Below are 21,841 nucleotides of genomic sequence, written 5' to 3' on the forward strand. Positions count from 1 at the left end.
CGTGCGGTCAGGACGTCTCGGGATCCGGTGCGCGGCCGACCAGGACGACGACCGACCGCGGACCGATCAGGTACTTGCCCGCGTTCTCCAGCGCGGCCTCGCCGCCCGGGGAGCGGATGTCGTGCGGGGCCCGTGCGCTCGTGTCGGCGAAGAGGTGCCAGCTGCGGTGCCCGGGGAGCGCGGGCAGTTCCAGGTCGTGCGGCTCCCAGTGGGCGTTCATGGCGACGTACACGACGTCGTCGTCGGCGGGCCCGCAGCGGGCGACCGCCAGCAGGCGGCTGTCGGGCGACCAGTCGGGCTGCCAGGCCCGTTCCCCGTGCCAGCTGATGTCCGGGAGACCGACGTGGTCGCGGACGATGCCGGTGGGGTGGGCGGTGGAGCGCAGTTCGCGGTGGTGTTTACGGAAGGCGATCATCTCCCGCGCGAACCGCAGCAGTTCGGCGTTGTCGTCGACCTGGTCCCAGTCGAACCAGGAGAGTTCGTTGTCCTGGCAGTAGGTGTTGTTGTTGCCCTGCTGGGTGCGGCCGACCTCGTCGCCCGACAGCAGCATCGGGATGCCCTGGCTGGTGAAGAGGATGGCGAGGGCGTTCTTCATCTGGCGCAGCCGCAGCCGGTTGACCTCGGGGTCGTCGGTGGGTCCCTCCGCCCCGCAGTTCCAGCTCTGATTGTCGTTGGCGCCGTCGTTGTTGTACTCGCCGTTGGCTTCGTTGTGCTTGTCGTTGTACGAGACCAGGTCGGCCAGGGTGAAACCGTCGTGCGCGGTGAGGAAGTTGACGGAGGCGGCGGTGCCGCGCCCGGTGTACAGGTCGGGCGATCCGGCGATCCGGGTGGCGAGTTCCCCGGTGAGGCCCGGGTCGCCCTTGAGGAAGCTGCGGACGGTGTCGCGGTACTTGCCGTTCCACTCCGCCCAGCGGCCGTAGGCCGGGAAGTTGCCGACCTCGTAGAGGCCGCCCGCGTCCCAGGCCTCGGCGATGAGCTTGGTGTGCCGCAGGACCGGGTCGTAGGCGAGCAGTTCCAGCAGCGGCGGGTTGGGCAGCGGGGTGCCGTCCAGGGCCCGGCCGAGGATGGCGGCGAGGTCGAAGCGGAAGCCGTCGATGTGGTAGTCGGCGACCCAGTGGCGCAGGCAGTCGAGCACGTAGTTGCGGACGACCGGGTGGTTGCAGTTGACGGTGTTGCCGGTGCCGCTGAAGTTGTAGTAGTACCCCTCGGGCGTGAGCATGTAGTACGTGGCGTTGTCGAGGCCCTTGAAGGAGATGGTCGGGCCCCGCTCGTTGCCCTCGGCGGTGTGGTTGAAGACGACGTCGAGGATGACCTCGATGCCCGCCGCGTGGAGGTCCTTGATGAGGGTGCGGAACTCGTCGCCCTGCATCCCGTAGCGCCCGGTGGCCGCGTACCCGGCCTTGGGGGCGAAGAACGAGACCGTGTTGTAGCCCCAGTAGTCGAAGAGGTGCTCGCCGGTCTCCGGGTTGTCGCGCGGGTTGTCGCTCTCGTCGAACTCGAACACCGGCAGCAGCTCTACGCAGTTGACCCCCAGTTCCCTGAGGTACGGGATCTTCTCGCGCAGGCCCGCGAAGGTGCCGGGGGCCGTCACGCCCGAGGAGGGGTGCCGGGTGAATCCGCGCACGTGGGTCTCGTACACGACGAGGTCCGTGGCGGGGATCTTCGGCGGGATGTCGTCGCCCCAGTCGAAGTCCTGGAGGCAGACCCGCGAGCGGTACTGGTAGGCCCGGTCCCGGTCCGGTTCCACGCCCCACACGTCCCGGCCGCTGATCAGCCGGGCGTAGGGGTCGGAGAGGATCTGGCGGGCGTCGAAGCGGTGGCCGGTGACCGGGTCGAAGGGGCCGTCGGCCCGGTAGCCGTACTCGATGTTCTCGTGGTCGAGGCCGAAGACGGTCATGGAGAAGACGCTGCCGGTCCGGAACTCCTCGGGGAATTCCAGCTCGGCCATCGGCTCGGGCTCTCCGCGCTTGAAGAGGACCAGGGCCATCGAGGTGGCCTGGTCGGAGAAGACGGAGAAGTTGACCCCGCCGGGGACCACGTTGGCCCCGAAGGGGAAGGGCTTGCCCGCGCGGACGCCGTACCCGCCCACCTCGTGGGTCGGGTAGGCGTCGACGCGGAACACCTGCTCGGAGCTGCTCCCGCTCATCGCGCGACCGGTTTCTTGACGGTGCCCGCACCGGCCCGGGCCCTGGCCTTCGCCTCGGCCGCGGCGGCTTCCCCGGTCTCGAAGAAGTCCAGGAAGCCGGTGGCCGACATGACGAACCGGACTTCCTCGCTCACCCCGTAGAGGGTGACGGCTACCCCGGCGTGCTGGGCCTCGCGGTAGACGACGAGGAGGGTCCGCAGTCCCGCGCTGGAGACGTAGCTGACGGCGGTGAGGTCGATGCGCAGCGGGCGGCCCTCGCGGACCAGCGGCAGCAGCGACTGGAGCAGCGACCCGGAGGTCTCGCTGTTGATCTCACCGGTGGCGACGAGCACGGTGCCCGCCTTGTTCCGGCGTTCCTTCACACTGAGTGTCATTGTCTTCCCCTCGTGTCGGGGCGCCCCCGTTGAGCGCTCATGTGGTCACCGGCCGCAGCCGGACCTTGACCTTCACCCGTCCCTGGACGTCGGGCAGCCGCACGGTGAGGCCGTCCGCGTCGAAGTCCGTCCACGGCTTCTCGTCGATCTCGACGGACGCGACCTGGACCGAACCGGCGGGGAGCAGGTCGGGCGAGACGCGGAGCACGCGGTCGGGCAGGGCGGCCGGGTCGGGCTTGAAGTGGAAGTCCATCTCCCGGCCGTTGATGAGCAGGTTGTTGTAGACGGCGGAGAGGTAGCACAGCTCCGCGGAGTGGTACATGGACATCGAGTGGCTGCCCTTGAGCCGCTCGGTGCCGAGCAGGTACGGCGTCCCGCTGGCCAGGACGTTGAAGTAGACGGCTCCCTCGTCGTGGTCGAGGAAGAAGGTGTTGTAGAAGGCCTCGGCCTGGCGGCCTTCGCGGCGGAAGCCCTCGTCACCGAGGGTGCCGTGCAGGATGAGGTAGGCCAGGATGGCCTGCTCCTGCTGCCACCACGCCTTGCGGTCGTGCCAGGCGAAACGATACGTCTGGGCATCGCCGCTCTTCAGCCGCTCGACGACGTCGTACCAGCCGCCGCGCTGGAGGTCGCTGCCCGCCTCCGGCATGATCTCGCCGATCCTGCGGGCCAGTTCCTCGTAGGCGGGCTTGGCCTTCAGCGAGTTCATCCGCATCAGGTTCCAGGCGATCTTGAGGTTGTGGCCGACCACCGCGCGGTTCTGCTGCCAGCTGTGGGTGGTGTCGTGCGACCAGTCCCGGTAGAAGCGCTCCTGGACGAACGGGCTGTTCTCGTAGTCCGGGAACCGCTCCGCGATGGTGTCGAAGGTGTACTCCAGGAAGTCGGCGTACTTCTGCTCGCCGGTCGCCAGGTACAGGTTGATCAGGTAGGCGGGGGCGTGGTCGCCGACCGAGTTCCAGTTCTTGCGCTCACGGTTCTCGCCCAGCGACTCGTGGTCGGCGCTGAAGAGGATCGGGTCGATGTGCGAGTAGTAGCCGCCGAGTTCGCCGTCGTGGAAGAACTTGTCGAACAGCCGGATGGTGGCGTCCGCGTCGTTCTTGATCCGTACGTCGCCGGTGACGCGGTACGTCTGGACCGGCCCGGCGAGCGCGTAGATCTGCTCGTACATCGGGATCGCGTCGTAGTCGTCGGAGAACTCCGAGGTGAAGAGCTTGCGTTCACTGTCCCCGTCGACGCTGATGCCGTGGTACCAGAAGACCACGTCCTCCTCGCTGTCCACGACCCGCATGTGCTTGCGCAGGTACTCGGTGCCCCGCTCGGCGACCTCCAGGTACTCGTCCTTGCCGGTCAGCAGGTAGGCCGAGGCCATGCCGTAGACCAGCCGGGAGATCGTGTCGGTCTCCTGAACGTGGCTGGCGGTCTTGTCCCCGCCGAGGCGGATCTCGGTGCGGTACTCCGTGAAGTCCACCGGGCCGTCGCCGAACTGGGCGCGCCGGTAGAAGGAGGCCAGCGACTCGATCTGCTTGACCCACCAACTGGGCTCCTCGAAACGGTAGTCCTCGGCGCCGCGGCCCAGGAACACCAGCCGCTTGGCCTCGAACCGGCCCCCGTTCTCCGGGTAGTGCACGCCGTACACGTAGAGGAACCGGCCCGGCGAGAGCATCTCGTCGATGTGCCCCGACGCGTCGACGTAGGGCTCGTCCAGATTGCGGATCAGCTCGGCGCTGGGGTCCCCGGCGAGGGAGACGGCGAACGCGCGGCCGTCGGCGGTCTTCAGCGTCAGTGCGCGGGTGGTGGAGTCGAAGCGGCCGACGTAGCCCGCGATGGTGTCGGAGAAGGAGAAGCTCACGGCATCCGCCATGTCATGCACCGTCCTTGTCGTGTGAGCGGTCGTCCTCGTAGCCCTGGCTGACCTCGACGATCACCCCGTCGGGGTCGCGGAGCCACACGGTCCGCCAGCCGCAGACGAAGTCGTCGAAGTCCAGCGGGCCCAGGGTCACCTCCGCCGCGTCCCCCAGCTCCGCCAGGAACGCGTCCACGCTGTCGGTCTGGAAGGCCAGGTGCCGTATCCGGCCCGGGGCCTTCGGCCCGTCCTCCTGTGCCGGGCGCGCCGGATCGGCGTCGGCGCCGAAGAGTTCCAGGTACGCGTCCCCCTGGCGCAGGAACACGATCCGGGCGTCCCCGAGGTCCACCACCCGGGCCCGGGCGAAGCCGAAGTACCGGGTGTAGAACTCCTCGGTGGTCTTCTGGTCGGCGCAGTTCAGGCCCACGTGCGAGAAGCGCAGGGGCCCGGGCATCAGCCGGTCCCCCGGCCCCGCCCGGCGGCGATCAGTTCGATGATCCGGCGGGCGAAGAGGTGGTGGTGGGCGCCGGTGCGGCCGGTGACCAGGTCCCCGTCCACGACCACGTCCTCGTCGACGTACTGCGCGCCCATGTTGCGCACGTCACCGATGAGGTTGTTGTGGCACACCACTTTGCGGCCGCGCACCGTGCCGGGGATCGAGGAAGCCAGCCACATGCCGTGGCAGATGATCCCCTTGATGACGGTCGGCTCCTCGAAGGCCCGGCGCAACAGCTCGGTCGCGGGCGCCAGTCGGTCGACGTCCTCGGTGTAGCGCAGCCGGTCGGCGACCATCCCGGAGGGGACGATCACGGCCGCGTAGCGGCGCAGCTGTTCGTCGCTGAGCCCTTCGAGGCTCTGGTCGGCGGTGAACGGCGCCCGGTACTCGTGGCCGGAGAAGGTGATGGAGTCGTTGCCCCACAGCCGGGTCAGGAAGTCGACCTCGGCGCCCTCCTCTGCGAACCGGTGCTGGTAGTAGAAGATCTCCGGCTCGTAGAAGTCGCTCTCGACCAGGACCGCGATCCGGGTCCCGGACAGTGCGCCCTCGCGCAGGACGACGTCAGACACGGGAGCCCCCCTTCAAGAAGTCCGCAGCGCGCTCGGCGATCATCGCGATGGCGGTGTGGCAGTTGCCCGAGGGCACGGCGGGCATCACGCTCGCGTCGACGACGCGCAGGCCCCGTACGCCGTGCACCCGCAGCTCGGGGTCGACCACGGAGAGGTCGTCGACGCCCATCCGGCAGGAACCGGCCTGGTGGTGGTAGCTCTCCGCCTTCCGCCGTACGAAGCCCCGCAGGTCCTCGTCGGTGACCGCGCCCGGGCCGGGCTGGAGCTCCTGCTTGTACCAGGGCGAGAAGGCGGAGGTCGCGAAAATCTCGCGGGCCAGCTTCACCCCCTGGACCATCCGTTCCAGGTCCCAGCGGTCTCCCAGGTAGTTCGGGTTGATCAGCGGATGGGCCAGCGGGTCGGCGCTCGCCAGCCTGATCCAGCCGCGGGAGACCGGGCGGACCACCCCGGGCAGGATGGACACGGTGTTCGGGTGGCTCTGGCCCACGATCACGTCGAACGGGACGTGGACGAAGGCGATCTGCAGGTCGGGCGCGGGCAGCCCGGGCCTGGAGGACAGGAACAGCGCGCTCTCGGAGAGGTTCTGGGCGGGCGCCGGCAGCTCCTGGGTGACCTCGGCCATCAGGCCGGTCAGGACGTGGTTGTGGAAGTTCTCGCCGACCCCCGCCAGCGCGGCGGTGACCGCGATGCCGTGCGGGCGCAGCCGGTCCGGGTGACCGATCCCGGAGAGTAGCAGCAGCTTCGGGGACTCGATCGCCCCGGCGGCCACGATCACCTCGCGCCGGGCCCGGACGGTGTGCGTTCCGGGGGTCGCGGCGCTCCGGTGGACGTCGTGGACCGTACGGCCCGGGAAGTCGGCGGGCGGCGCGCTCTGGACGTACTCGGCGCCGGCGCAGGTGTCCCCGTCGAAGAGCAGCCGGGTGGTCTGGGCGCCGGTGCGCAGCGTGAGGTTGGTGCGGTGGAGGGCCGGTTCCAGATAGGCGGCGAGCGTCCCCTGGCGGCGGCCGTCCGCGACGTCGATGTGGTGCCAGCCGGTGCCGAAGAGGCCGCGCCGGGGGCCGTCGGTGTTGAAGTCGGCGATCTCCTGGTGGCCGAGTTCCACGGCCGCGTCGATGAAGGCGCGGGAGACCGGGTTGGGGTGGTGCCGCCCGGCGTGGGTGATGCGCTGGGGGCCCTGGGTGCCGGTGGTGAGGGCGGTCGGGTCCTCCTGGGCCTCCAGGAGCGCGAAGTAGGGCAGTACGTCCTCGTACGCCCAGCCGGCCGCGCCCTGGTAGGCCCAGTTGTCGAAGTCCGAGGCGTGGCCCCGGACGTGCATCATGATGTAGAGGTTGCTGCTGCCGCCGGGGGCCTTGCCGCGCGGTTCGTACGTGCGGCGCCCGTCCAGACCGGGCTGCGGGACGCTGGTGTACCCCCAGTCGACGGGCCCGCCGAGGAGCTTGTACCAGGAGGACGGGTCGTCCACCTCGGGCGGGATCCGGGCGCCGCCCGCCTCCAGGACGAGGACGGTGACGTCCGGGTCCTCGGAGAGCCGGTTGGCGAGGACGCTGCCCGCCGTCCCGGCGCCCACGACGACGTAGTCGTACTCGTCGGTGTCTGCGATGGCCACGAGTCGTCCCCCTCAGCCCTGGCTCAGCACCTGGAAAGGGGCGGTGTCGTGGTAGTTCGCCATGTAGGCGATCTTTCCGTCCACGATCCGGAAGAAGTTCATGACCTCGGCCTCGACGGGCTCGCCCGAGGCGCTGACGGCGCTGAGGTGAGAGACGGCCGCGGCCTTCTCCCCGTCGACGAGGAGGTGCAGGGGCTCGTTGCGGAAGGTCCGGTACATCGTGCCCATGCCCTTCATCATCGAGCGCAGGACCTCCAGGCCCTCGATGTGACCGGCGAGCTGCTCGTCCATGACCTGGTCGTCGGCGAACAGGTCGCACCAGCGGTCCCAGTCCCCGGCGTTGGCGTACGCGTAGTACTTCTCAAGGATCTGTCGTGCGTCCACCGCGCTCATCCCCCTATCGGTCCCTGCGGGTTCCGTCCGGCGCGAAGGGCGCCCAGAACTGGCTGAATGCGCTCGCCGAGTCGCCGAAGAGGCCGTCGCGGCCCTCGACGATCCGGCCGTCCCGCCAGCGCATGAAGTGGAAGACCGGATAGTCCATCCGCTCGTACGGGGACCGGCTGTCCGGGTCGGCGCCGTCCCGCAGGGCGACGTTGCGGCACAGGTCGGCGCTGCAGTCCGCACCGACGAGCACGGCCTCGATGTCCATGCGGAAGGTGCCGCCGGTGAGTTTGCGGGTCTGGCCCATCAGATCCAGGAAGGCGTCCAGGCTCTCGTACCACCCGGCCAGCGGGTGGTTGCCCGGGACCAGCCAGCGCAGGTCCTCGGAGTAGTGCTCCAGGATCCGGGCCCGGTCTCCGGAGCCGAGGGCGGCGTAGGCCGCCTCGACCCGGTCCCGTGTCACTTCGGTCATCGTCGTGCTCCTTCCCGGTGGTCAGAGCGCGGCGGAACCGGGCATGGGGGCGAGTTCGTCGACGGTGTACCGCTTGATCCGCGGGCCGTCGGGACCGGCCACGACCGTCCAGGTCTGGTCGGCGTCGAAGCCGAGCCACCGGCTGCGGGCGGCCGGCGGGTCCCAGATCTTCGCCTGCCAGTTGACGAGGACGCGGACCACCGCCCGGTCGCCCTCGATGACGGGCTCCACCTTGGTGACGGTGTGCACCTCGTCGAAGAAGCGGCTGGTGACGGCCGCGTACCAGCGGCCGAAGCCCTGGTGGCCGAGGAAGGTGTCCTCGGGGACCTTGAACTCAAGGTCCTCGGTGATGAGGGCGAGCACCTGCGCCAGCGGAATGTGCTGGTCCAGGGCCACGTACCACTTGTCGGTGAACTCGCGGACCGCGTCCTCGGTCAACCGCTCGACGGACATGCCGGTCTCCTCCTTCTGCGGGTGCTGCGCCTGTGGATGGTGCTGCTGGTGACGTGTGACGTGCCGTGCCTCAGATCTGGATGTCCACCAGGAACGGGCCGGGGTGCGCGAGCATCCGGTCGACGGCCGCCGCGGCCTCGTCCGGCTTCTCCACCCGGAGGCCGCCCGCGCCCAGCGCCCGGGCCAGCCCGGCGAAGTCGATCTCGGGGCGGGACAGGTCGAAGGAGCCCGGGAAGCCGTGCCCGGCGATGTCCCGCTCCCGCCAGTACTGGGCGATGTTGTCGTCCAGCAGCCGGTACTTGCGGTTGTTGCAGACGACGAACTTCGCGTCGATCCCGTGCCGGGCCGCGGTCCACAGCGCCTGGTAGGTGTACATCGACCCGCCGTCGCCCGCGAACCCGACCACGGTCCGCCCCGGCCGGGCGAGTTTGGCGCCGACCGCGCCCGGGAAGCCGACGCCGAGGGAACCGCCCCGGGTGAGGTGGTAGTCCCCGGGCCGCTCGGGCGGCAGGTACCGGGTGACCAGCGGCGAGGTGGTCAGCGCCTCGTCGAAGACGATCATGTCCCCGCCGGTGCGCTCGGCCAGGGTCCGCAGGAAGACGGCCATCGGCGTGTCGTCCCGGTCCGCGCCCCCGGCCGCGCTCCCGGACCCCGTCCCGGTGTCCCGGGCCGCGCGGGCCCGTTCCCGGGTACGGGCGTCCAGCCGGCCGGCCGCGGCGGCCCGCCGCTGCGGGGTCAGCTGGTGCTCCAGTACGCCCGCCAGCGCGCGCAGCGCCTGCTTGGGATCGGCGGCGAGGCCGAGGTCCACGGGGTGGTTCTTGGCGATCTCGTAGGCGTTGAGGTCGATGTGGACGACCCTGGCGCCCGCCCGGAAGGGGCTCTCCAGTTCGGGGAACACCTCCGGGAAGACATAGGTACCGACGATCAGCACCCCGTCCGCCCCCGCGATCAGCTCCTTGCTGTGCGGGCCGAACATGTGGCCGCTCTGGCCGCGCCGCAGGGGGTGCGAGGCCGCGATGTTGACCTCCGAGGAGTCCACCTCGTACACATCGGCGCCCAACAGCTCCGCCACCGCGGCGAGTTCGGCCTGGGCCCCGGAGAGCGAGACCCCGTCGCCGATGAGGACGACGGGCCGTTCGGCGGCGGCGAGCAGCTGGGCCGCCCGGCCCACCGAGGCGGGCGAGGGCGCCACATCGGTCAGGGGCACGGTGGCGGGCAGGACGGGCTCGGAGTTCAGTTCGTCCAGTACGTCCATCGGCAGGGCCACGAACACCGGCCCCCGCGGCGGGGTCATGGCGATCTTCACGGCCCGCCGGACCGTACGCAGCAGGGAGCGCGGATCGGTGACCCGGGTCGCGTACTTGGTCACCGGCCGGGCCATGGCCACCAGGTCGGCGGCCATCTGCGCGTCCATCGCGTCGTAGCGGACCCCGGCGTCACCGGCGACCACGACGAGCGGGGTGTGGCCGCGCAGGGACTGGTACAGCATGCCGATCCCGTTGCCCAGACCCACGCCGGAGTGCAGCTGGAGCAGCGCCGGACCGCCGGTGGCGCGGGCATAGCCGTCGGCGATGCCCGCGGCCACCGTTTCCTGGAGGGCGAGAATGTAATGGAAGTCCTCCGCCGCGTCGGCCGCGTCGAGGAATCCCTGTTCCACCGTCCCGGGATTTCCGAACATCACATTGAGGCCGTCGGCCTTGAACTGCTCGATCAGCCTTTCCCGTCCGGGAGTGGCTTCCATGAATTCCCCCTACCACCCGTAACGGGTGAGACCGTCCTCCAGGACTTCCACGATCTTCTGCCCCGTCAGATAGGAATCGGGGGTGGACCGGCCGGTCACGAACGGAAAGTCGACGATCACCGAGAGCGGGTGGCCGAAATTCCCGTGGTACGCGCCGCGCGGGCCGGTCGCATCGCGCAGGATGTACTCCAGCGGATACGGGGGCGGGCCCATGTTGAAGTCGGTACCGAGGAATCCGGTGCCGTCCTTGTAGTCGTATTCCTTGCAGTGCCCGGTGACGTGCTTGCCCCAGATGATGCTGCGGCGGTCGCCCCAGTCCCGGGCGAAGGCCAGGCAGGCCACCCCGTAGCACTCGGCGGCCACGACCTTGCCCGCCTGCCGGAAGGCGAGGATCAGGGCGTGGACGCGCTCGTTGTTGGCGAGGTCGGCGATCGGACCGCTGCCGCCCACGATGAGCACGGCGTCGTAGCCGTCGATGTCGGCCTGGAGTGTGTCCAGGTCGCGGTGGTACTGCTCCAGCTTCCGCAGATAGTCCTCGTCGCTCGTGTACGGGCGCTCGGGCGCCCATGCCTCGATGTCGAGGGGCGAGTCCAGCCGGCTCGACTGCTCGAACTCGCGGCCCAGCCGGGCGGTCTCCTCGGTGGTGACCGAGCGGCCCAGCGGCGGGTCGACGTAGTTCGCGTCGAGGCTCGGCGGAAGTGCGTGCGCGCGCTTTCCGGTCGGGGTGGCGAATACGACTTCGTAGCCCCGCTCGTCGAACTTCGCTACGGGCCCTATCAGTTCCTCGGCCCAGTAACCGTGTTCGGAGACAATGACCAGAATCTTTCTGCTCACAGATTCCTCCAGGCGCCGCCTGTTGTCGTTGGCGACCCCCACACTGCTTCCGTCCCGGGCCTGCGTCAAAGCGCCCGTGTGCGACTACGTGAGGTAGCGGCCCAGGTCGTGCGGGCACCTCACGAAGTCGTGGCCGGAGTTCATGAAGTAGCCTCCGGACTTCCTGACCTCGACCGAATCCGTGAACCCCTTCCAGGGCCCCGCCCTATGGTCTGGACGCCGACGCAGAGTCGGCTGATCGCGAGGAAGAGGGACGGGGCCGATGGAAAGCCAGTGCTCACACATCGATCAGATACGTCCGGTGAAGCCCGGCACCGAGGGCTGCGAGGAATGCCTCGCGCTGGGTGACGGCTGGGTCCACCTGCGGATGTGCCTCAGCTGCGGCCACGTGGGGTGCTGCGACTCCTCGAAGAACCGTCACGCCACCCGGCACTACCGCGCCTGCGGCCACCCGGTCGCGGCTTCGCACGAGCCCGGGGAGTACTGGGCCTGGTGCTACGCCGACCAGCTCATGCTGGACCCGGCGTGAGCGCGGCCCCCGAGAGCGCGCCGACCGCCCCCGCCGGTCCCGCCGCCGAGCCCGCCTGCGGACCCGCCGCCGGACCCGTCTGCGCCGGACCCACCTCCACCGCCGCCGCGACCGCCGCGAACGCCGCCCGGGTGGAGAACCGCAAGCCCGTCATCCTCGCCGTGGACGACGATCCCCAGGTCCTGCGGGCGGTCCGCCGGGACCTGCGCAGCGCCTACGGCGACCGCTACCGGGTCCTCGGCGCTTCCTCGGCCGCCGACGCCCTCAAGATCCTCGACTCCCTGGACGAGCGCGGCCACGACCCGGCCCTGTTCCTGGTGGACCAGCGGATGCCGGACGTCACCGGGGTCGAGTTCCTCCTCGAAGCCGTCAGCCGCTTCCCCGACGCCCGCCGGGTGCTGCTCACCGCCTACGCCGAGACGGACGCGGCGATCACCGCGATCAACCGGGTCCGGCTGGACTACTACCTGCTCAAGCCCTGGGACCCGCCCCACGAGCGGCTCTTCCCGGTCCTCGACGACCTGTTGTCGGACTGGCTCGCCACCTACCGCCCGGCCTACGACGGGATCATCGTCGCGGGCCATCTGGTGGCTCCCGGCACCCACGCCGTCCGGGACTTCTTCACCCGCAACGGCCAGCCGTTCCGCTTCCTCAACGTCGAGCGGGACCCCGAGGCGCTGACCCTGCTCGCCGCCCAGCCCGGCGCGCACCTGCCGCTCGTCCGCTTCCCGGACGGCGCGGTGCTCTCCGCGCCCAGCGACACCGAGCTGGCCCAGCGCCTGGGCCTGGCCACCACCGCCTCGCGCCCGCACTACGAGTGCGTGATCGTCGGCGCGGGCCCGGCCGGGCTGGCCGCCGGGGTGTACTCCGCCTCCGAGGGCCTGACCACCCTGATGCTGGACTCCCGGGCCCCGGGCGGGCAGGCGGGCACCTCCAGCCTGATCGAGAACTACCTCGGCTTCCCCTCGGGCCTCTCCGGCGGGGACCTGACCCGACGGGCCACCATCCAGGCCACCCGGTTCGGCGCCGAGATCCTGCACCCGGTCGAGGTGGTCTCCCTGACCCGCGACGACCCCGCGAAGATCCTGACCCTGGCGGACGGTACGGAGATCAGCGCGGAGACCGTGCTGCTGGCCACCGGGGTGGCGTACAACCGGCTGGAGGCCCCGGGCGCGGACCGGTTCGAGGGCGCGGGCCTGTACTACGGCGCGGCCACGACCGAGAGTTCGGCCTGCATCTCGCAGCACGTCTTCATCGTGGGCGGGGCGAACTCGGCCGGCCAGGCGGCCATCCACTTCGCCAAGTACGCGGCCCGGGTGACGATCCTGGTCCGGGCCGCCTCGCTCGACGACAGCATGTCCCGCTATCTGATCGACGAGATCGAACGGATCCCCCACATCGAGACCCGGGTGCGGACCACGGTGGTCTCCCTGGACGGGGACGAGCACTTGGAGCGGATCACCCTGCACCACGCCGACACCGGCGAGGACACCGAGGTACCGGCCCGCTTCATGTTCACCTTCATCGGCGCCCGCCCGCACACCGGCTGGCTGGCCGGGGTGGTCGAGCGGGACGAGTACGGCTTCGTGCTGACCGGGTCGGACCTGATCTCCAACGGGGGCGAACTGCCCGCCGAGTGGAGCCTGGAACGGGCCCCGTACCCGCTGGAGACCAGCGTGCCCGGGGTGTTCTCGGCGGGTGACGTACGGGCCCACTCGGTCAAGCGGGTGGCTTCGGGAGTGGGTGAGGGGGCGATGGCGGTGTCCCTGATCCACCGCTACCGCTCGATGGGCTGACGCGCCCGGCGCCCTGACGCGGGAACGGGGCCGGGCCGGAGCCCGTACAGCTGAGAGCGCAATCCCAGCCCTTGCGATCAAGGGGTGAGCGGATGCAACGTTGATTACATGATTACAGCCGAACATCGCGAGCAGCTCCGCACCTGGTTCGCCGACCGCCTGCCCATCGACGTCTACGAAGAACTCGCCGAGGTCGTGGTCGACCGCGAGGAGATCACCGTCATCGGCCGGATCCCCGCCACCGAATCGGTACGGGAGTTCCGCGAGCGCACCCGCGAGCAGCGCATCGAGGTGGCGCGCGAGGCCGAGGAGCTCTATCAGCGCAAGGTGGCCTGGGGGGTGGAGAGCGAGGGTGAGCGGACCCTCTTCACCCACCTCGCCGTCCCCGTGATGACCCGGCTGCGCCAGTCCGAGCGCACCCTGCTGGACACCCTGGTCGCGGGCGGCGTGGCCCGCAGCCGCGCCGACGCCCTCGCCTGGTGCGTCCGCCTCGTCGGGAAGAACACCGACGCCTGGCTCGGCGACCTGCGTGACTCGCTCGAGAAGGTCCAGCAGGTCCGGGCACAGGGCCCCGACCAGGCGGAGGCGGCGAAGCCCGACTCCGGCGACTCCAGGAAGTCCGGGTCCGAATAGCGGAAAGCCCGGCCGGGAACCAATGATCGCGGAAGGGTAGCCGCGAACACCCGAACCCAGGGAGAGGCACGCACACCATGACGACGACCGTCGAATACATCCGCTACCGGATCGCATTGGACGACCAGCCGGCCTTCGAGGACTCCTACCGGCGGGCCGCCGAGTCCCTCGCCGCCTCGCCCGAGTGCATCGACTACGAACTGGCGCACAGCGAGGAGGAGGGCGAGCGCTACATCCTGCGCATCCGCTGGACCTCGGTCGACGCCCACCTGAACGGCTTCCGCAAGGGCGAGCACTTCCCGGCGTTCTTCACCGCCATCCGCCCGTACGTGGGGTCCATCGAGGAAATGAAGCACTACGCCGTCACCGACGTCGTGGGTACGGGAAAGGCCGCCTGAGAGCCATGAGCACGCCCACGATCTACGAGTGGATGGGCGGCGCGGAGGCGATGGACCGCCTCACCGGCGTCTTCTACTCGCACGCCCTGCGGGACGAGATCCTCGCCCCGGTCTTCGCGGGCATGGACGCGGAGCACCCCCAGCACGTCGCGGTCTGGCTGGCCGAGGTCTTCGGCGGCCCGGCCGAGTACAGCGCCCACCACGGCGGCCACCAGCACATGGCCACCAAACACCTGGGCCGCGGGATCACCGAGACCCAGCGCCGCCGCTGGGTGGACCTGCTGCTCGACACCGCGGACGAGGTCGGCCTGCCCACCGACCCCGAGTTCCGGGCGGTGTTCGTCTACTACATCGAGTGGGGGACCCGGATGGCACTCATCTACTCCGGGCCGAACCCGCCCCCGGTGGACGCGGCGAAGATCCCGGTCTGGTCCTGGGGCCAGACCCCGCCGTGGGTCCCGAAGGGGGCCCAGGCCGACTGACCCCGGCCGGGACCCGACGGGCCGAAGGCCGGGAGGCCCGGCGGGCCCCGTCGGCGCGTCGGTGCGTCGGTGCGGACGTCAGCGCCGCGGCCCCGGCTTCGGCCGGGGCTTCGGCTCGGGCTCCGCGAGCAGCACGGTCAGCGCCCCCTCGGTGGAGGTCCGCCAGAAGTCCACGGCCTGCTCCAGGACGTCCCGGAACGTCTCCCAGTCCCCCGGGCGGGCCGTCGCGTAACCGCGCCACGAGGTCACCGCCAGCAGCCGCCCCGGCGCCGACGCCAGCCAGGACAGGTCGATCAGGCAGTCCGCCAGCGCGTCCCAGTTCCCGCCGAACCACTCCGGCAGCCGCAGCGCCTCCCCGCACCGCCGCATCAGCTCGGCCTTGCTCCGTACGCCGTCCAGGTCGAGGCGTACGACGGTCCAGCCCGCCTGCTCGGCGGCCGCCACGGCCGGGGCGAGGGCCTGCGGATCCAGGGTCATCGGAGAACCGCCTTGAAGGTCTTGTAGTGGTCTTCCGTGTAGAAGAACTCGCGGCCCTGACCGGTGATGATCCGGCGCGCCCCGCGGTCCCGCGAGCCCGGGGTCTTCACGGTGAACTCGTGGTAGTACCCGCGGTTCTGCTTCGGCAGTACCTTCTCGAAGTTCCCGAAGACGCCGTCGTCCTGCCGGTACGGGTACGGTCCGCCCTGGTCGATGAGCGCGAGGGTGTCCCACGCCTGCGCGGGGAGCGCCGCCGCCCGGACGGTCTTCATCCCCTTCGCCCACCCGGGGGCCGGCGGGGCAGCGCTCGAAGCGCCGCCCGGAGAACTGCTCGGGGAACCGCTCGGCGGGGCCGGGTCCTGCTTGCCGCCGCAGCCCGCCACGCCCACCAGGGCGACGCAGAGGAACAGGGCCCCCAGCAGACGCAGCAGCTGACGGGGCAACCCCGGGGGCAGCCGTCGGGGCACGCTCCTGAAGATCATGCGCTGATAGTGCCAAATATCCGATTCGCCCGCGAATCGCGGCGCCATCTCCGGACCCCCGGTCCCGGCTTCCGACCCGCGGCCGTCGGCTCAGCCGACCAGATCGTCCGGGTCGGCGCGCTCCAGCGCGGGCCGCAGCCCCGGCTCGGACTCGGTCAGCAGGAAGTCCGCGACCGCCGTGTCCGTCACCAGGCTCGTGACCAGCCCGGACCGCAGGACCGCTCCGATCGCCGAGGCCTTGCGCAGGCCGCCCGCGATCGCCACGACCTCCGGGATCCGCCGCAGCCGGTCGGCCTCGACCGTGATGCAGCGCTCACCGAGGTCCCGGCCGACCCGGCGGCCCTCGGCGTCGAAGAGGTGGGCCGACATCTCGGCGGCGACACCGAGCGAGGCGTAGTGCGCCCGCTCCTCGTCCGTCAGCATGTCGTGCACGGTGGAGATGCCCGGCTCCCACGACCCGATGGACACCGCCGCGACGGTCACCTTGTCGAAGTACTCGAAGGCCCTCGCGATCCCGGTCTGGCCGCGCAGCGCGGCCGCCGTGGCCGGGTCGGGCAGCAGCATCGGCGCGTAGATGGGGTGCGCGTCCCCGCCGGATACCTGAGCGGCACGGCGTACGGCCTCCACGGACCCCCGCTCCGCCGTCCCGGCGTCGTACACCCCGGTCAGCTGGACCACGGTGCACGGAGGCAGCCGGTGCAGTGAGGCGGCCATGTGAATGGTGGAGCGCCCCCAGGCCAGGCCCAGTACGTCGCCCTCATTGACCAGCTCGCCCAGCAGATCGGCGGCGACCGCGCCCAGGTTCTCCGGGTCGGGTGCGTCCTCGGTCGCGTCGGCCGGGGACTCCACGACCACCGCGTGACGCAGCCCGTACCGGGAACGCAGCGCGTCGGAGCGCTCCGCGTCCAGCTCGGCCGGGACGCGGATCTCGATGCGTACGAGATCGCGCTCCAGAGCGGTCTCCAGGACCCGGGCCACCTTGAAGCGGCTCACGCCGAACTCCTCGGCGATCTGGATCTTGGACTTGCCCTCCAAGTAGAAGCGGCGGGCCATGGCCGCCGCCTGAACCAGCTCCGCGGGTCCCATCCGCAGGGCTGACCGTCCCGCCGACATTGCAGACACCGCGTTCTCCTCACTGCTGTTCACATTCTCGACTCGCCGTTCATCCTGTCAGATCCGACGGCCGTTGATCAGCCCGGACAGCTACCGTTCACCGAGCTGTTCACCAAGGCTTGGCTCAGTGGTCGCAAGCCCAGGGCGCCGCGGAGATCGCCAGGTCGGCCTGCTCCCGCAGGGTGCGGACCGCGGCGGCCGGATCGACCGCTCCGTAGACCGCGCTGCCCGCCACGAAGACATCGGCGCCCGCCTCGGCACAGCGCTCGATGGTCGAGGCCGAGACCCCGCCGTCCACCTGGAGCCACATCTCCAGACCGTGCTTGGCGATCAGCTCCCGGGTGCGGCGGATCTTGGGCAGCATGATGTCGAGGAACGGCTGGCCGCCGAAGCCGGGCTCGACCGTCATGATCAGCACCATGTCCAGTTCGGGAAGGATGTCCTCGTACTGCTCGATGGGCGTCGCGGGCTTGAGCGCCATGGACGCCCGTGCGCCCTTGGCCCGGATCTCCCGGGCCAGCCGTACCGGTGCCGCGGCCGCCTCGGCGTGGAAAGTGACCGATCCCGCGCCCGCCTCGACGTACTGCGGCGCCCAGCGGTCCGGGTCCTCGATCATCAGGTGCAGGTCCAGCGGAATGTCCGTGGCGCGGCTGAGCGACTCCACGATCGGCACGCCGAGCGTCAGGTTCGGGACGAAGTGGTTGTCCATGACGTCGACGTGCAGCCAGTCGGCGCCCTCGACGGCCCTCGCCTCCTCGGCGAGCCGGGAGAAGTCCGCGGACAGGATGCTGGGATTGATCTGAACGGCCATGCCCCCAAGCGTGCCATGCCCGAGGCCGGTTCCCGACCGGACCCCGAAAGGTCGCGGGCGGGGGCGGGGCCGGGGTGGGCTCCGGCTCGGCGGGGGTGGGGGGAGCTGTGACTTCGCGGGGCGGGGTCGGGGCGGTTCCCGTGGGCTGCCCGCCAGTTCGACTGTCCCTCACGGCCGTCTCGGCCGCTGCGGACCGGTTGGGGTGAGGGGGCTGCGACAGGTGGGCGGTCGTGGGGAGATGAGTCTCGGCGCGACCGATGAGTTTTTGCTCGCTGTCCGGTCTGTATGAGCAGTGACCATCGGGAAGGATGAAGCAATGAGCTACGCAGAGGTCAACGGGCAGTCGCTGTACTTCGAGGAGCACGGGTCCGGTGCCGGTGAGGCGCTGGTGCTGCTCCACGGCGGACTGGGGTCCGGGGACATGTTCACGTCCCTCCTCCCGTCCCTGACGAAAGACCGCAGGGTCGTCCTGGTGGACCTGCAGGGGCACGGCCGGTCGCACGACACGGACCGCCCGCTGCGCCCCGAGCTGCTCGCGGACGATGTCGCCGCACTGCTCAAGCACCTCGGTCTGGACCGGGCGGACGTGCTGGGGTACTCGCTGGGCGCCGAAGTCGCCCTGCGGATCGCCTTCCAGCACCCGGACGCCGTCCGCCGGCTGGTCCTGATCTCGGTCCCGTTCAAGCGGGACGGCTGGTTCCCCGAGGTCGTGGCGGGGATGGACCAGATGAGCGCGGCGGCCGCCGAGATGATGAAGGGGTCCCCGCCCTACACCCACTACGCCGAGGTCGCTCCGGTCCCCGCGAACTGGACCGTCCTCGTGGGCAAGACCGCCGAGCTGCTCCAGACGGACTTCGACTGGACCGAGGAGGCCGCCGCCCTCGCCATGCCGGTCCTCCTGGTCTACGGCGACGCCGACTCCATCCGCCCCGCGCACGTCGCCGAGTTCTACGCCCTCCTCGGCGGCGGCCTGAAGGACGCGGGCTGGGACAATTCCCAGCGCCCCACCTCCCGCCTCGCCGTCCTGGCGGGCGCCTCCCACTACGACATCCTCGACTCCCCCGCCCTGATCCCGACCGTCCTCCCCTTCCTCGCCTCCCCCACCCACTGAGGACACCCGGCACCACAACCCGCCCCAACCGTCGCAGTGCGCGGCGGTCGGGGCGGTCCCTGCCGGGCCACAACCGGTCCGCGGCCGTGTAGCGACCTGTCCGCGTGTCTGTGGTCTGTGGTCTGTGGTCTGGTCTGAGGTCTGTGGTCCTTCGCCGTCTCCCGGGCCCCGGTCCCGCCCCGGGCACCCACCCGGCCCCGGCCCCGGACGCGCGACGTCAGAGCCCCGCGGCGCAGCCGCGACCCGACCCCGCCCCCGCGAAGGCCCGCCCCACCCTCCCGCTTTCCCACCCGCGCACTCGCCCGCAGTGATTGACTACGCCGCATGCCCCCCGAGCGTGCGCACACGGACCCCGAACTGAGCGCGGCGCTGGCGGCTTTGGGCGGCAAGCCGGCAGAGCCGCTCATCCCGGAGAACCTTGCCGCCCGGCAGGAGCAGGACAGCGCGTCCCGCCCGAGGCCCACGCTCCAGGACCTCCGCGCCGATGGCCGATTCGAGGTCGAGCAGCTACGGGTACCCACCAGCCCCCACGTCGCCCTCGTCCACGCCCGCCCCGCCGGTGTCACCGGCCCCCTGCCGCTCCTGTACTACATGCACGGCGGCGGCATGGTCATGGGCAACGCGTGGTCGGTACTGCCGCGGCTGCTGCGAGAGTGGGCCCTCCCCCTGGGCCTCGCCGCCATCTCGGTCGAGTACCGCCTGGCCCCCGGGGCGCGGTACCCCGGACCCGTCGAGGACTGCCGTGCCGGGCTCCTGTGGGCGGCCGGGCACGCGGCCGCCCTGGGCATCGACGCGGACCGCGTCGTCCTCGGCGGGAAGAGCGCGGGCGGCGGACTCGCGGCGGCGCTCGCGCTGTTGATCCGTGACCGCGGCGGACCGGTCCCGATCGGGCAGCTGCTCCTGAGCCCGATGCTCGACGACCGCGGCGACACCTTCTCCAGCCCACCAGATGGCGGGGCACGACACCTGGGACCGGACCTCCAACGCGACCGCGTGGCAGGCGCTGCTCGGCGACCGGTACGGCGCCGCCGACCTCCCGCCCTACGCGGCCCCCACCCGCGCCACGGATCTGTCCGGCCTGCCCCCGGCCTACGTCGAGGCCGGCTCCGCCGAGACCTTCCGGGACGAGGCCGTCGCCTACGCCGACGCGATCTGGCGGGCCGGGGGCGACGCCGAACTCCACGTGTGGCCGGGGGCCTTCCACGGCTTCGACACCGTCGCCCCGCGAGCGGCCCTCAGCCGGGCCGCCCACGACGCCCGCTCCCGCTGGCTGCGCCGCATCCTCACCCCGTCGAGCTGACAGCGAGAACGACCGCCGGTTCCCGCCGAGGACGAGCTGGAGTTCAGGTGAGCGGAACCACCCTCGCGTCCCAGTCGATGTGGTGGTCGAACTGCCAGGCCGTCTTCTCCGGGTTGATCAGCTTCATGGCCGCCGGCATCACGAGGTCGCGCAGTGCGCGGCCGACCGGTCCGGCGGTCTTGTTGCTGTTCGTGCGCGCGCCGAGCTTGATGATGCGTTCGACGCGGGGGCGGCGCAGGTGTTCGTACGCCGCGAAAGCCTGCTCGTAGGGCAGGTCCCGCAGGCAGCGCGCCAGTTCGACGGCGCCTTCGACGGCGATCGAGGCGCCCTGCCCGGAGCTGGACGAGGCGGCGTGGGCCGCGTCGCCGATCAGCATCGTGCGACCGCGGGTCCAGGTCGCGACCCCCGGCATGTTCTCCATCGGGCCGGTGATGAGGAGCTGGCCGACGTCGGTACGGCTGATCATTTCGAGGGCAGGAGTGCGGTCGTCGGCGAAGGCGGTCAGCAGGGTGCGCATCCACGCCTCCGCGCCGATCGCCTTGGCCTCGGCGACCGTCATCGGGAGGCGGTGGGGCAGGTTCACGAACCACACCGCCGAGGAGTCCTCGAAGACCTGGTAGCCGAAGAACGCGCGCTTGCCGAAGCACATGTACATGACGCCGTTGGTGGAGGGCGCCCCCGACCTTTCCATCCGCGCTCCGAAGCAGACCAGGCCGGCGTAGTTCGGCTCTGGTGCGGCCGGGTCGATCAGGGAGCGGACCGTGGAGCGGATGCCGTCGGCGCCGATGAGGATGTCGGCGCTCGCCTGCGTACCGTCCGCGAAGTGCGCGGTGACGCCGGAGCCGGTGTCCGTCGTGCCGGTCAGCCGCTTGCCGTGGTGGATGGGGACGGAGCGGCGCTCCGCCTCGTCGTGGATCGCGCGGTAGAGGTCGGCGCGCCAGACGAACCGCTGGGACGGGAGCCGGGAGGGCGGGGCGAACCGCGCGAGGTCCTTGCCCGTCCAGCTCCGTAGCCCCATGGCGGTGACCGGGGTGCCGATCGCGCGGACGATGTCGCCCGCGCCGATCGCGTCGAGGGCGTTCTGGCCGTTCGGCGCGATGGTCATGCCGCCTCCGGCACCATCGGCCGTGGAGTCGTACGCCTCGTGGACGGTGGCCTCGATGCCCGCCCGGCGCAGGGCCATCGCGGCGACCGGGCCCGCGATGCCGCCGCCGATGACGAGGGCGGAGCGGGCTTTGCCGGTGTGTGTCATGACTGGTGCCCCCGTGCGGGGTCGTCGATCGTCGGTACGCCGCCGACGCGGTGTGCGCGGCGCACGTCCTCGACGTACGCGCGGGAGAACATCGCGGACAGGATCGCGATGCCGCCGCGGTGGATCCGGATCTCGCTGTTCGTCGCGGAGCCGGTCAGACGGACACGGCGGCCGACCGCCGTGTCGCGGGTGGACGCCGCCGTGAGGCGGGTGGACGGGGACGTGGAGTCCTTGATCTTGCCGCGGGCGGACCACTTCAGGTTCCAGTGGTCGATGGTGGTGCCGTCGTCGACGAGCAGCTTGACCATCGCCCGGTCCATGTCGAGGTGGATCTCGACGTCGTCGGGGAGGTCGGGGGAACGGAGGTCGAGGACCGCGGCGCCGTGGCGCGCCTTGACCTCGAAGTGGTCGGCCTCGGTCCAGTTGCCCAGTCGCTTGACGAGGCCGTGGTCGGAGTGGATGCGCTCGGTGAGGGACATCTCGGTGGTTCCTCTCGGGTGGCTCCGCGTTGATGACTCGATAGTCGCACTGCAACTAGTCTCTCG

At 70.9% G+C, this 21,841-nt stretch carries 23 protein-coding genes and 1 pseudogene; 7 read left to right on the plus strand and 17 right to left on the minus strand.

The window, feature by feature from the left end:
- Nucleotides 1–7: 7 nt before the first annotated feature.
- The 11 genes from glgX to QMF80_RS09155 form a co-directional block, all read right to left on the minus strand.
- On the minus strand, nucleotides 8–2,146 hold the full coding sequence (gene glgX, locus QMF80_RS09105) for a glycogen debranching protein GlgX (RefSeq protein ID WP_283451374.1): 2,139 nt from the start codon (nucleotides 2,144–2,146) through the stop codon (nucleotides 8–10).
- The gene (locus QMF80_RS09110) at nucleotides 2,143–2,520 is read right to left on the minus strand and encodes an STAS domain-containing protein (RefSeq protein WP_283451376.1); all 378 of its coding nucleotides are present in this window, start codon (nucleotides 2,518–2,520) and stop codon (nucleotides 2,143–2,145) included. Before QMF80_RS09110 ends, glgX begins: the two co-directional genes overlap by 4 nt.
- 37 nt (nucleotides 2,521–2,557) lie before the next feature.
- The gene (locus QMF80_RS09115) at nucleotides 2,558–4,378 is read right to left on the minus strand and encodes an AGE family epimerase/isomerase (RefSeq protein WP_283451378.1); all 1,821 of its coding nucleotides are present in this window, start codon (nucleotides 4,376–4,378) and stop codon (nucleotides 2,558–2,560) included.
- Nucleotide 4,379: 1 nt separating this feature from the next.
- Nucleotides 4,380–4,814: a VOC family protein gene (locus tag QMF80_RS09120; protein ID WP_283451380.1), complete on the minus strand. Its 435-nt coding sequence runs from the start codon at nucleotides 4,812–4,814 to the stop codon at nucleotides 4,380–4,382.
- Nucleotides 4,814–5,425, minus strand: coding sequence for a DJ-1/PfpI family protein (locus QMF80_RS09125; RefSeq protein ID WP_283451381.1), 612 nt, complete (start codon nucleotides 5,423–5,425; stop codon nucleotides 4,814–4,816). The genes QMF80_RS09120 and QMF80_RS09125 overlap by 1 nt, the downstream gene beginning before the upstream one ends.
- On the minus strand, nucleotides 5,418–7,031 hold the full coding sequence (locus QMF80_RS09130; protein WP_283451383.1) for a GMC family oxidoreductase: 1,614 nt from the start codon (nucleotides 7,029–7,031) through the stop codon (nucleotides 5,418–5,420). Before QMF80_RS09130 ends, QMF80_RS09125 begins: the two co-directional genes overlap by 8 nt.
- Nucleotides 7,032–7,043: 12 nt before the next feature.
- Nucleotides 7,044–7,424: a nuclear transport factor 2 family protein gene (locus QMF80_RS09135; protein ID WP_283451385.1), complete on the minus strand. Its 381-nt coding sequence runs from the start codon at nucleotides 7,422–7,424 to the stop codon at nucleotides 7,044–7,046.
- Nucleotides 7,425–7,428: 4 nt separating this feature from the next.
- Nucleotides 7,429–7,884 carry a nuclear transport factor 2 family protein gene (locus QMF80_RS09140; protein ID WP_283451387.1) on the minus strand — a complete coding sequence of 152 codons (456 nt, stop codon included), beginning with the start codon at nucleotides 7,882–7,884 and terminating at the stop codon, nucleotides 7,429–7,431.
- Between the two features lie 21 nt (nucleotides 7,885–7,905).
- Nucleotides 7,906–8,337 carry a nuclear transport factor 2 family protein gene (locus QMF80_RS09145; RefSeq protein ID WP_283451389.1) on the minus strand — a complete coding sequence of 144 codons (432 nt, stop codon included), beginning with the start codon at nucleotides 8,335–8,337 and terminating at the stop codon, nucleotides 7,906–7,908.
- A 70-nt stretch (nucleotides 8,338–8,407) separates the two neighbouring features.
- A complete protein-coding gene (locus QMF80_RS09150; RefSeq protein WP_283451390.1) occupies nucleotides 8,408–10,078 on the minus strand; it encodes a thiamine pyrophosphate-binding protein in 1,671 nt (556 codons plus the stop codon).
- A 9-nt stretch (nucleotides 10,079–10,087) separates the two neighbouring features.
- Nucleotides 10,088–10,912, minus strand: a complete 825-nt coding sequence (locus QMF80_RS09155; protein ID WP_283451393.1) for a type 1 glutamine amidotransferase domain-containing protein — start codon at nucleotides 10,910–10,912, stop codon at nucleotides 10,088–10,090.
- Between the two features lie 262 nt (nucleotides 10,913–11,174).
- Between QMF80_RS09155 and QMF80_RS09160 the strand changes: the two genes are divergently transcribed.
- The 5 genes from QMF80_RS09160 (at nucleotide 11,175) to QMF80_RS38030 (ending at nucleotide 14,750) form a co-directional block, all read left to right on the plus strand.
- The gene (locus tag QMF80_RS09160) at nucleotides 11,175–11,441 is read left to right on the plus strand and encodes a UBP-type zinc finger domain-containing protein (RefSeq protein WP_283451394.1); all 267 of its coding nucleotides are present in this window, start codon (nucleotides 11,175–11,177) and stop codon (nucleotides 11,439–11,441) included.
- Nucleotides 11,442–11,572: 131 nt separating this feature from the next.
- A complete protein-coding gene (locus QMF80_RS09165) occupies nucleotides 11,573–13,237 on the plus strand; it encodes an FAD-dependent oxidoreductase (protein ID WP_283451587.1) in 1,665 nt (554 codons plus the stop codon).
- 108 nt (nucleotides 13,238–13,345) lie between these two features.
- Nucleotides 13,346–13,870 carry an ATP-binding transcription factor AbmR gene (gene abmR / locus QMF80_RS09170; RefSeq protein ID WP_283451396.1) on the plus strand — a complete coding sequence of 175 codons (525 nt, stop codon included), beginning with the start codon at nucleotides 13,346–13,348 and terminating at the stop codon, nucleotides 13,868–13,870.
- A 77-nt stretch (nucleotides 13,871–13,947) separates the two neighbouring features.
- The gene (locus tag QMF80_RS38025; protein WP_349372195.1) at nucleotides 13,948–14,268 is read left to right on the plus strand and encodes a putative quinol monooxygenase; all 321 of its coding nucleotides are present in this window, start codon (nucleotides 13,948–13,950) and stop codon (nucleotides 14,266–14,268) included.
- 5 nt (nucleotides 14,269–14,273) lie between these two features.
- Nucleotides 14,274–14,750 carry a group II truncated hemoglobin gene (locus QMF80_RS38030; protein ID WP_349372196.1) on the plus strand — a complete coding sequence of 159 codons (477 nt, stop codon included), beginning with the start codon at nucleotides 14,274–14,276 and terminating at the stop codon, nucleotides 14,748–14,750.
- A 78-nt stretch (nucleotides 14,751–14,828) separates the two neighbouring features.
- Here QMF80_RS38030 and QMF80_RS09180 read toward each other — a convergent pair whose 3' ends face one another.
- The 4 genes from QMF80_RS09180 to rpe all read right to left on the minus strand — a co-directional run bounded on the left by QMF80_RS09180 (nucleotide 14,829) and on the right by rpe (nucleotide 17,633).
- Nucleotides 14,829–15,227: a barstar family protein gene (locus tag QMF80_RS09180; protein WP_283451398.1), complete on the minus strand. Its 399-nt coding sequence runs from the start codon at nucleotides 15,225–15,227 to the stop codon at nucleotides 14,829–14,831.
- Complete coding sequence (locus QMF80_RS09185) at nucleotides 15,224–15,709, minus strand: guanyl-specific ribonuclease (protein WP_283451400.1); 486 nt, start codon at nucleotides 15,707–15,709, stop codon at nucleotides 15,224–15,226. Before QMF80_RS09185 ends, QMF80_RS09180 begins: the two co-directional genes overlap by 4 nt.
- Before the next feature lie 90 nt (nucleotides 15,710–15,799).
- Nucleotides 15,800–16,822, minus strand: a complete 1,023-nt coding sequence (locus tag QMF80_RS09190; RefSeq protein WP_502962808.1) for a sugar-binding transcriptional regulator — start codon at nucleotides 16,820–16,822, stop codon at nucleotides 15,800–15,802.
- Between the two features lie 124 nt (nucleotides 16,823–16,946).
- Nucleotides 16,947–17,633, minus strand: a complete 687-nt coding sequence (gene rpe / locus QMF80_RS09195) for a ribulose-phosphate 3-epimerase (RefSeq protein ID WP_283451404.1) — start codon at nucleotides 17,631–17,633, stop codon at nucleotides 16,947–16,949.
- A gap of 316 nt (nucleotides 17,634–17,949) precedes the next feature.
- Between rpe and QMF80_RS09200 the strand changes: the two genes are divergently transcribed.
- The gene (locus QMF80_RS09200) at nucleotides 17,950–18,744 is read left to right on the plus strand and encodes an alpha/beta fold hydrolase (protein WP_283451406.1); all 795 of its coding nucleotides are present in this window, start codon (nucleotides 17,950–17,952) and stop codon (nucleotides 18,742–18,744) included.
- Nucleotides 18,745–19,068: 324 nt separating this feature from the next.
- Nucleotides 19,069–20,044: pseudogene (locus tag QMF80_RS09205) on the plus strand (alpha/beta hydrolase).
- A 43-nt stretch (nucleotides 20,045–20,087) separates the two neighbouring features.
- Here QMF80_RS09205 and QMF80_RS09210 read toward each other — a convergent pair.
- Together QMF80_RS09210 and QMF80_RS09215 are read right to left on the minus strand one after the other, a co-directional pair.
- Nucleotides 20,088–21,296 (minus strand): FAD-dependent oxidoreductase, encoded by a 1,209-nt coding sequence (locus QMF80_RS09210; protein WP_283451408.1) that lies wholly within the window; start codon nucleotides 21,294–21,296, stop codon nucleotides 20,088–20,090.
- Complete coding sequence (locus QMF80_RS09215) at nucleotides 21,293–21,775, minus strand: hypothetical protein (protein ID WP_283451410.1); 483 nt, start codon at nucleotides 21,773–21,775, stop codon at nucleotides 21,293–21,295. The genes QMF80_RS09210 and QMF80_RS09215 overlap by 4 nt, the downstream gene beginning before the upstream one ends.
- Nucleotides 21,776–21,841 lie beyond the last annotated feature (66 nt).

Source organism: Streptomyces sp. G-G2 (assembly GCF_030063135.1).
GTDB lineage: Bacteria > Actinomycetota > Actinomycetes > Streptomycetales > Streptomycetaceae > Streptomyces.

Bases quoted from the DNA above. Each gene is read 5' to 3' on its own strand.
- glgX (WP_283451374.1), bottom strand. From the start codon at position 2,146: ATGAGCGGGAGCAGCTCCGAGCAGGTGTTCCGCGTCGACGCCTACCCG.
- QMF80_RS09110 (WP_283451376.1), bottom strand. From the start codon at position 2,520: ATGACACTCAGTGTGAAGGAACGCCGGAACAAGGCGGGCACCGTGCTC.
- QMF80_RS09115 (WP_283451378.1), bottom strand. From the start codon at position 4,378: ATGGCGGATGCCGTGAGCTTCTCCTTCTCCGACACCATCGCGGGCTAC.
- QMF80_RS09120 (WP_283451380.1), bottom strand. From the start codon at position 4,814: ATGCCCGGGCCCCTGCGCTTCTCGCACGTGGGCCTGAACTGCGCCGAC.
- QMF80_RS09135 (WP_283451385.1), bottom strand. From the start codon at position 7,424: ATGAGCGCGGTGGACGCACGACAGATCCTTGAGAAGTACTACGCGTAC.
- QMF80_RS09140 (WP_283451387.1), bottom strand. From the start codon at position 7,884: ATGACCGAAGTGACACGGGACCGGGTCGAGGCGGCCTACGCCGCCCTC.
- QMF80_RS09145 (WP_283451389.1), bottom strand. From the start codon at position 8,337: ATGTCCGTCGAGCGGTTGACCGAGGACGCGGTCCGCGAGTTCACCGAC.
- QMF80_RS09150 (WP_283451390.1), bottom strand. From the start codon at position 10,078: ATGGAAGCCACTCCCGGACGGGAAAGGCTGATCGAGCAGTTCAAGGCC.
- QMF80_RS09160 (WP_283451394.1), top strand. From the start codon at position 11,175: ATGGAAAGCCAGTGCTCACACATCGATCAGATACGTCCGGTGAAGCCC.
- abmR (WP_283451396.1), top strand. From the start codon at position 13,346: ATGATTACAGCCGAACATCGCGAGCAGCTCCGCACCTGGTTCGCCGAC.
- QMF80_RS38025 (WP_349372195.1), top strand. From the start codon at position 13,948: ATGACGACGACCGTCGAATACATCCGCTACCGGATCGCATTGGACGAC.
- QMF80_RS38030 (WP_349372196.1), top strand. From the start codon at position 14,274: ATGAGCACGCCCACGATCTACGAGTGGATGGGCGGCGCGGAGGCGATG.
- QMF80_RS09180 (WP_283451398.1), bottom strand. From the start codon at position 15,227: ATGACCCTGGATCCGCAGGCCCTCGCCCCGGCCGTGGCGGCCGCCGAG.
- QMF80_RS09185 (WP_283451400.1), bottom strand. From the start codon at position 15,709: ATGATCTTCAGGAGCGTGCCCCGACGGCTGCCCCCGGGGTTGCCCCGT.
- QMF80_RS09190 (WP_502962808.1), bottom strand. From the start codon at position 16,822: ATGTCGGCGGGACGGTCAGCCCTGCGGATGGGACCCGCGGAGCTGGTT.
- rpe (WP_283451404.1), bottom strand. From the start codon at position 17,633: ATGGCCGTTCAGATCAATCCCAGCATCCTGTCCGCGGACTTCTCCCGG.
- QMF80_RS09200 (WP_283451406.1), top strand. From the start codon at position 17,950: ATGAGCTACGCAGAGGTCAACGGGCAGTCGCTGTACTTCGAGGAGCAC.
- QMF80_RS09210 (WP_283451408.1), bottom strand. From the start codon at position 21,296: ATGACACACACCGGCAAAGCCCGCTCCGCCCTCGTCATCGGCGGCGGC.
- QMF80_RS09215 (WP_283451410.1), bottom strand. From the start codon at position 21,775: ATGTCCCTCACCGAGCGCATCCACTCCGACCACGGCCTCGTCAAGCGA.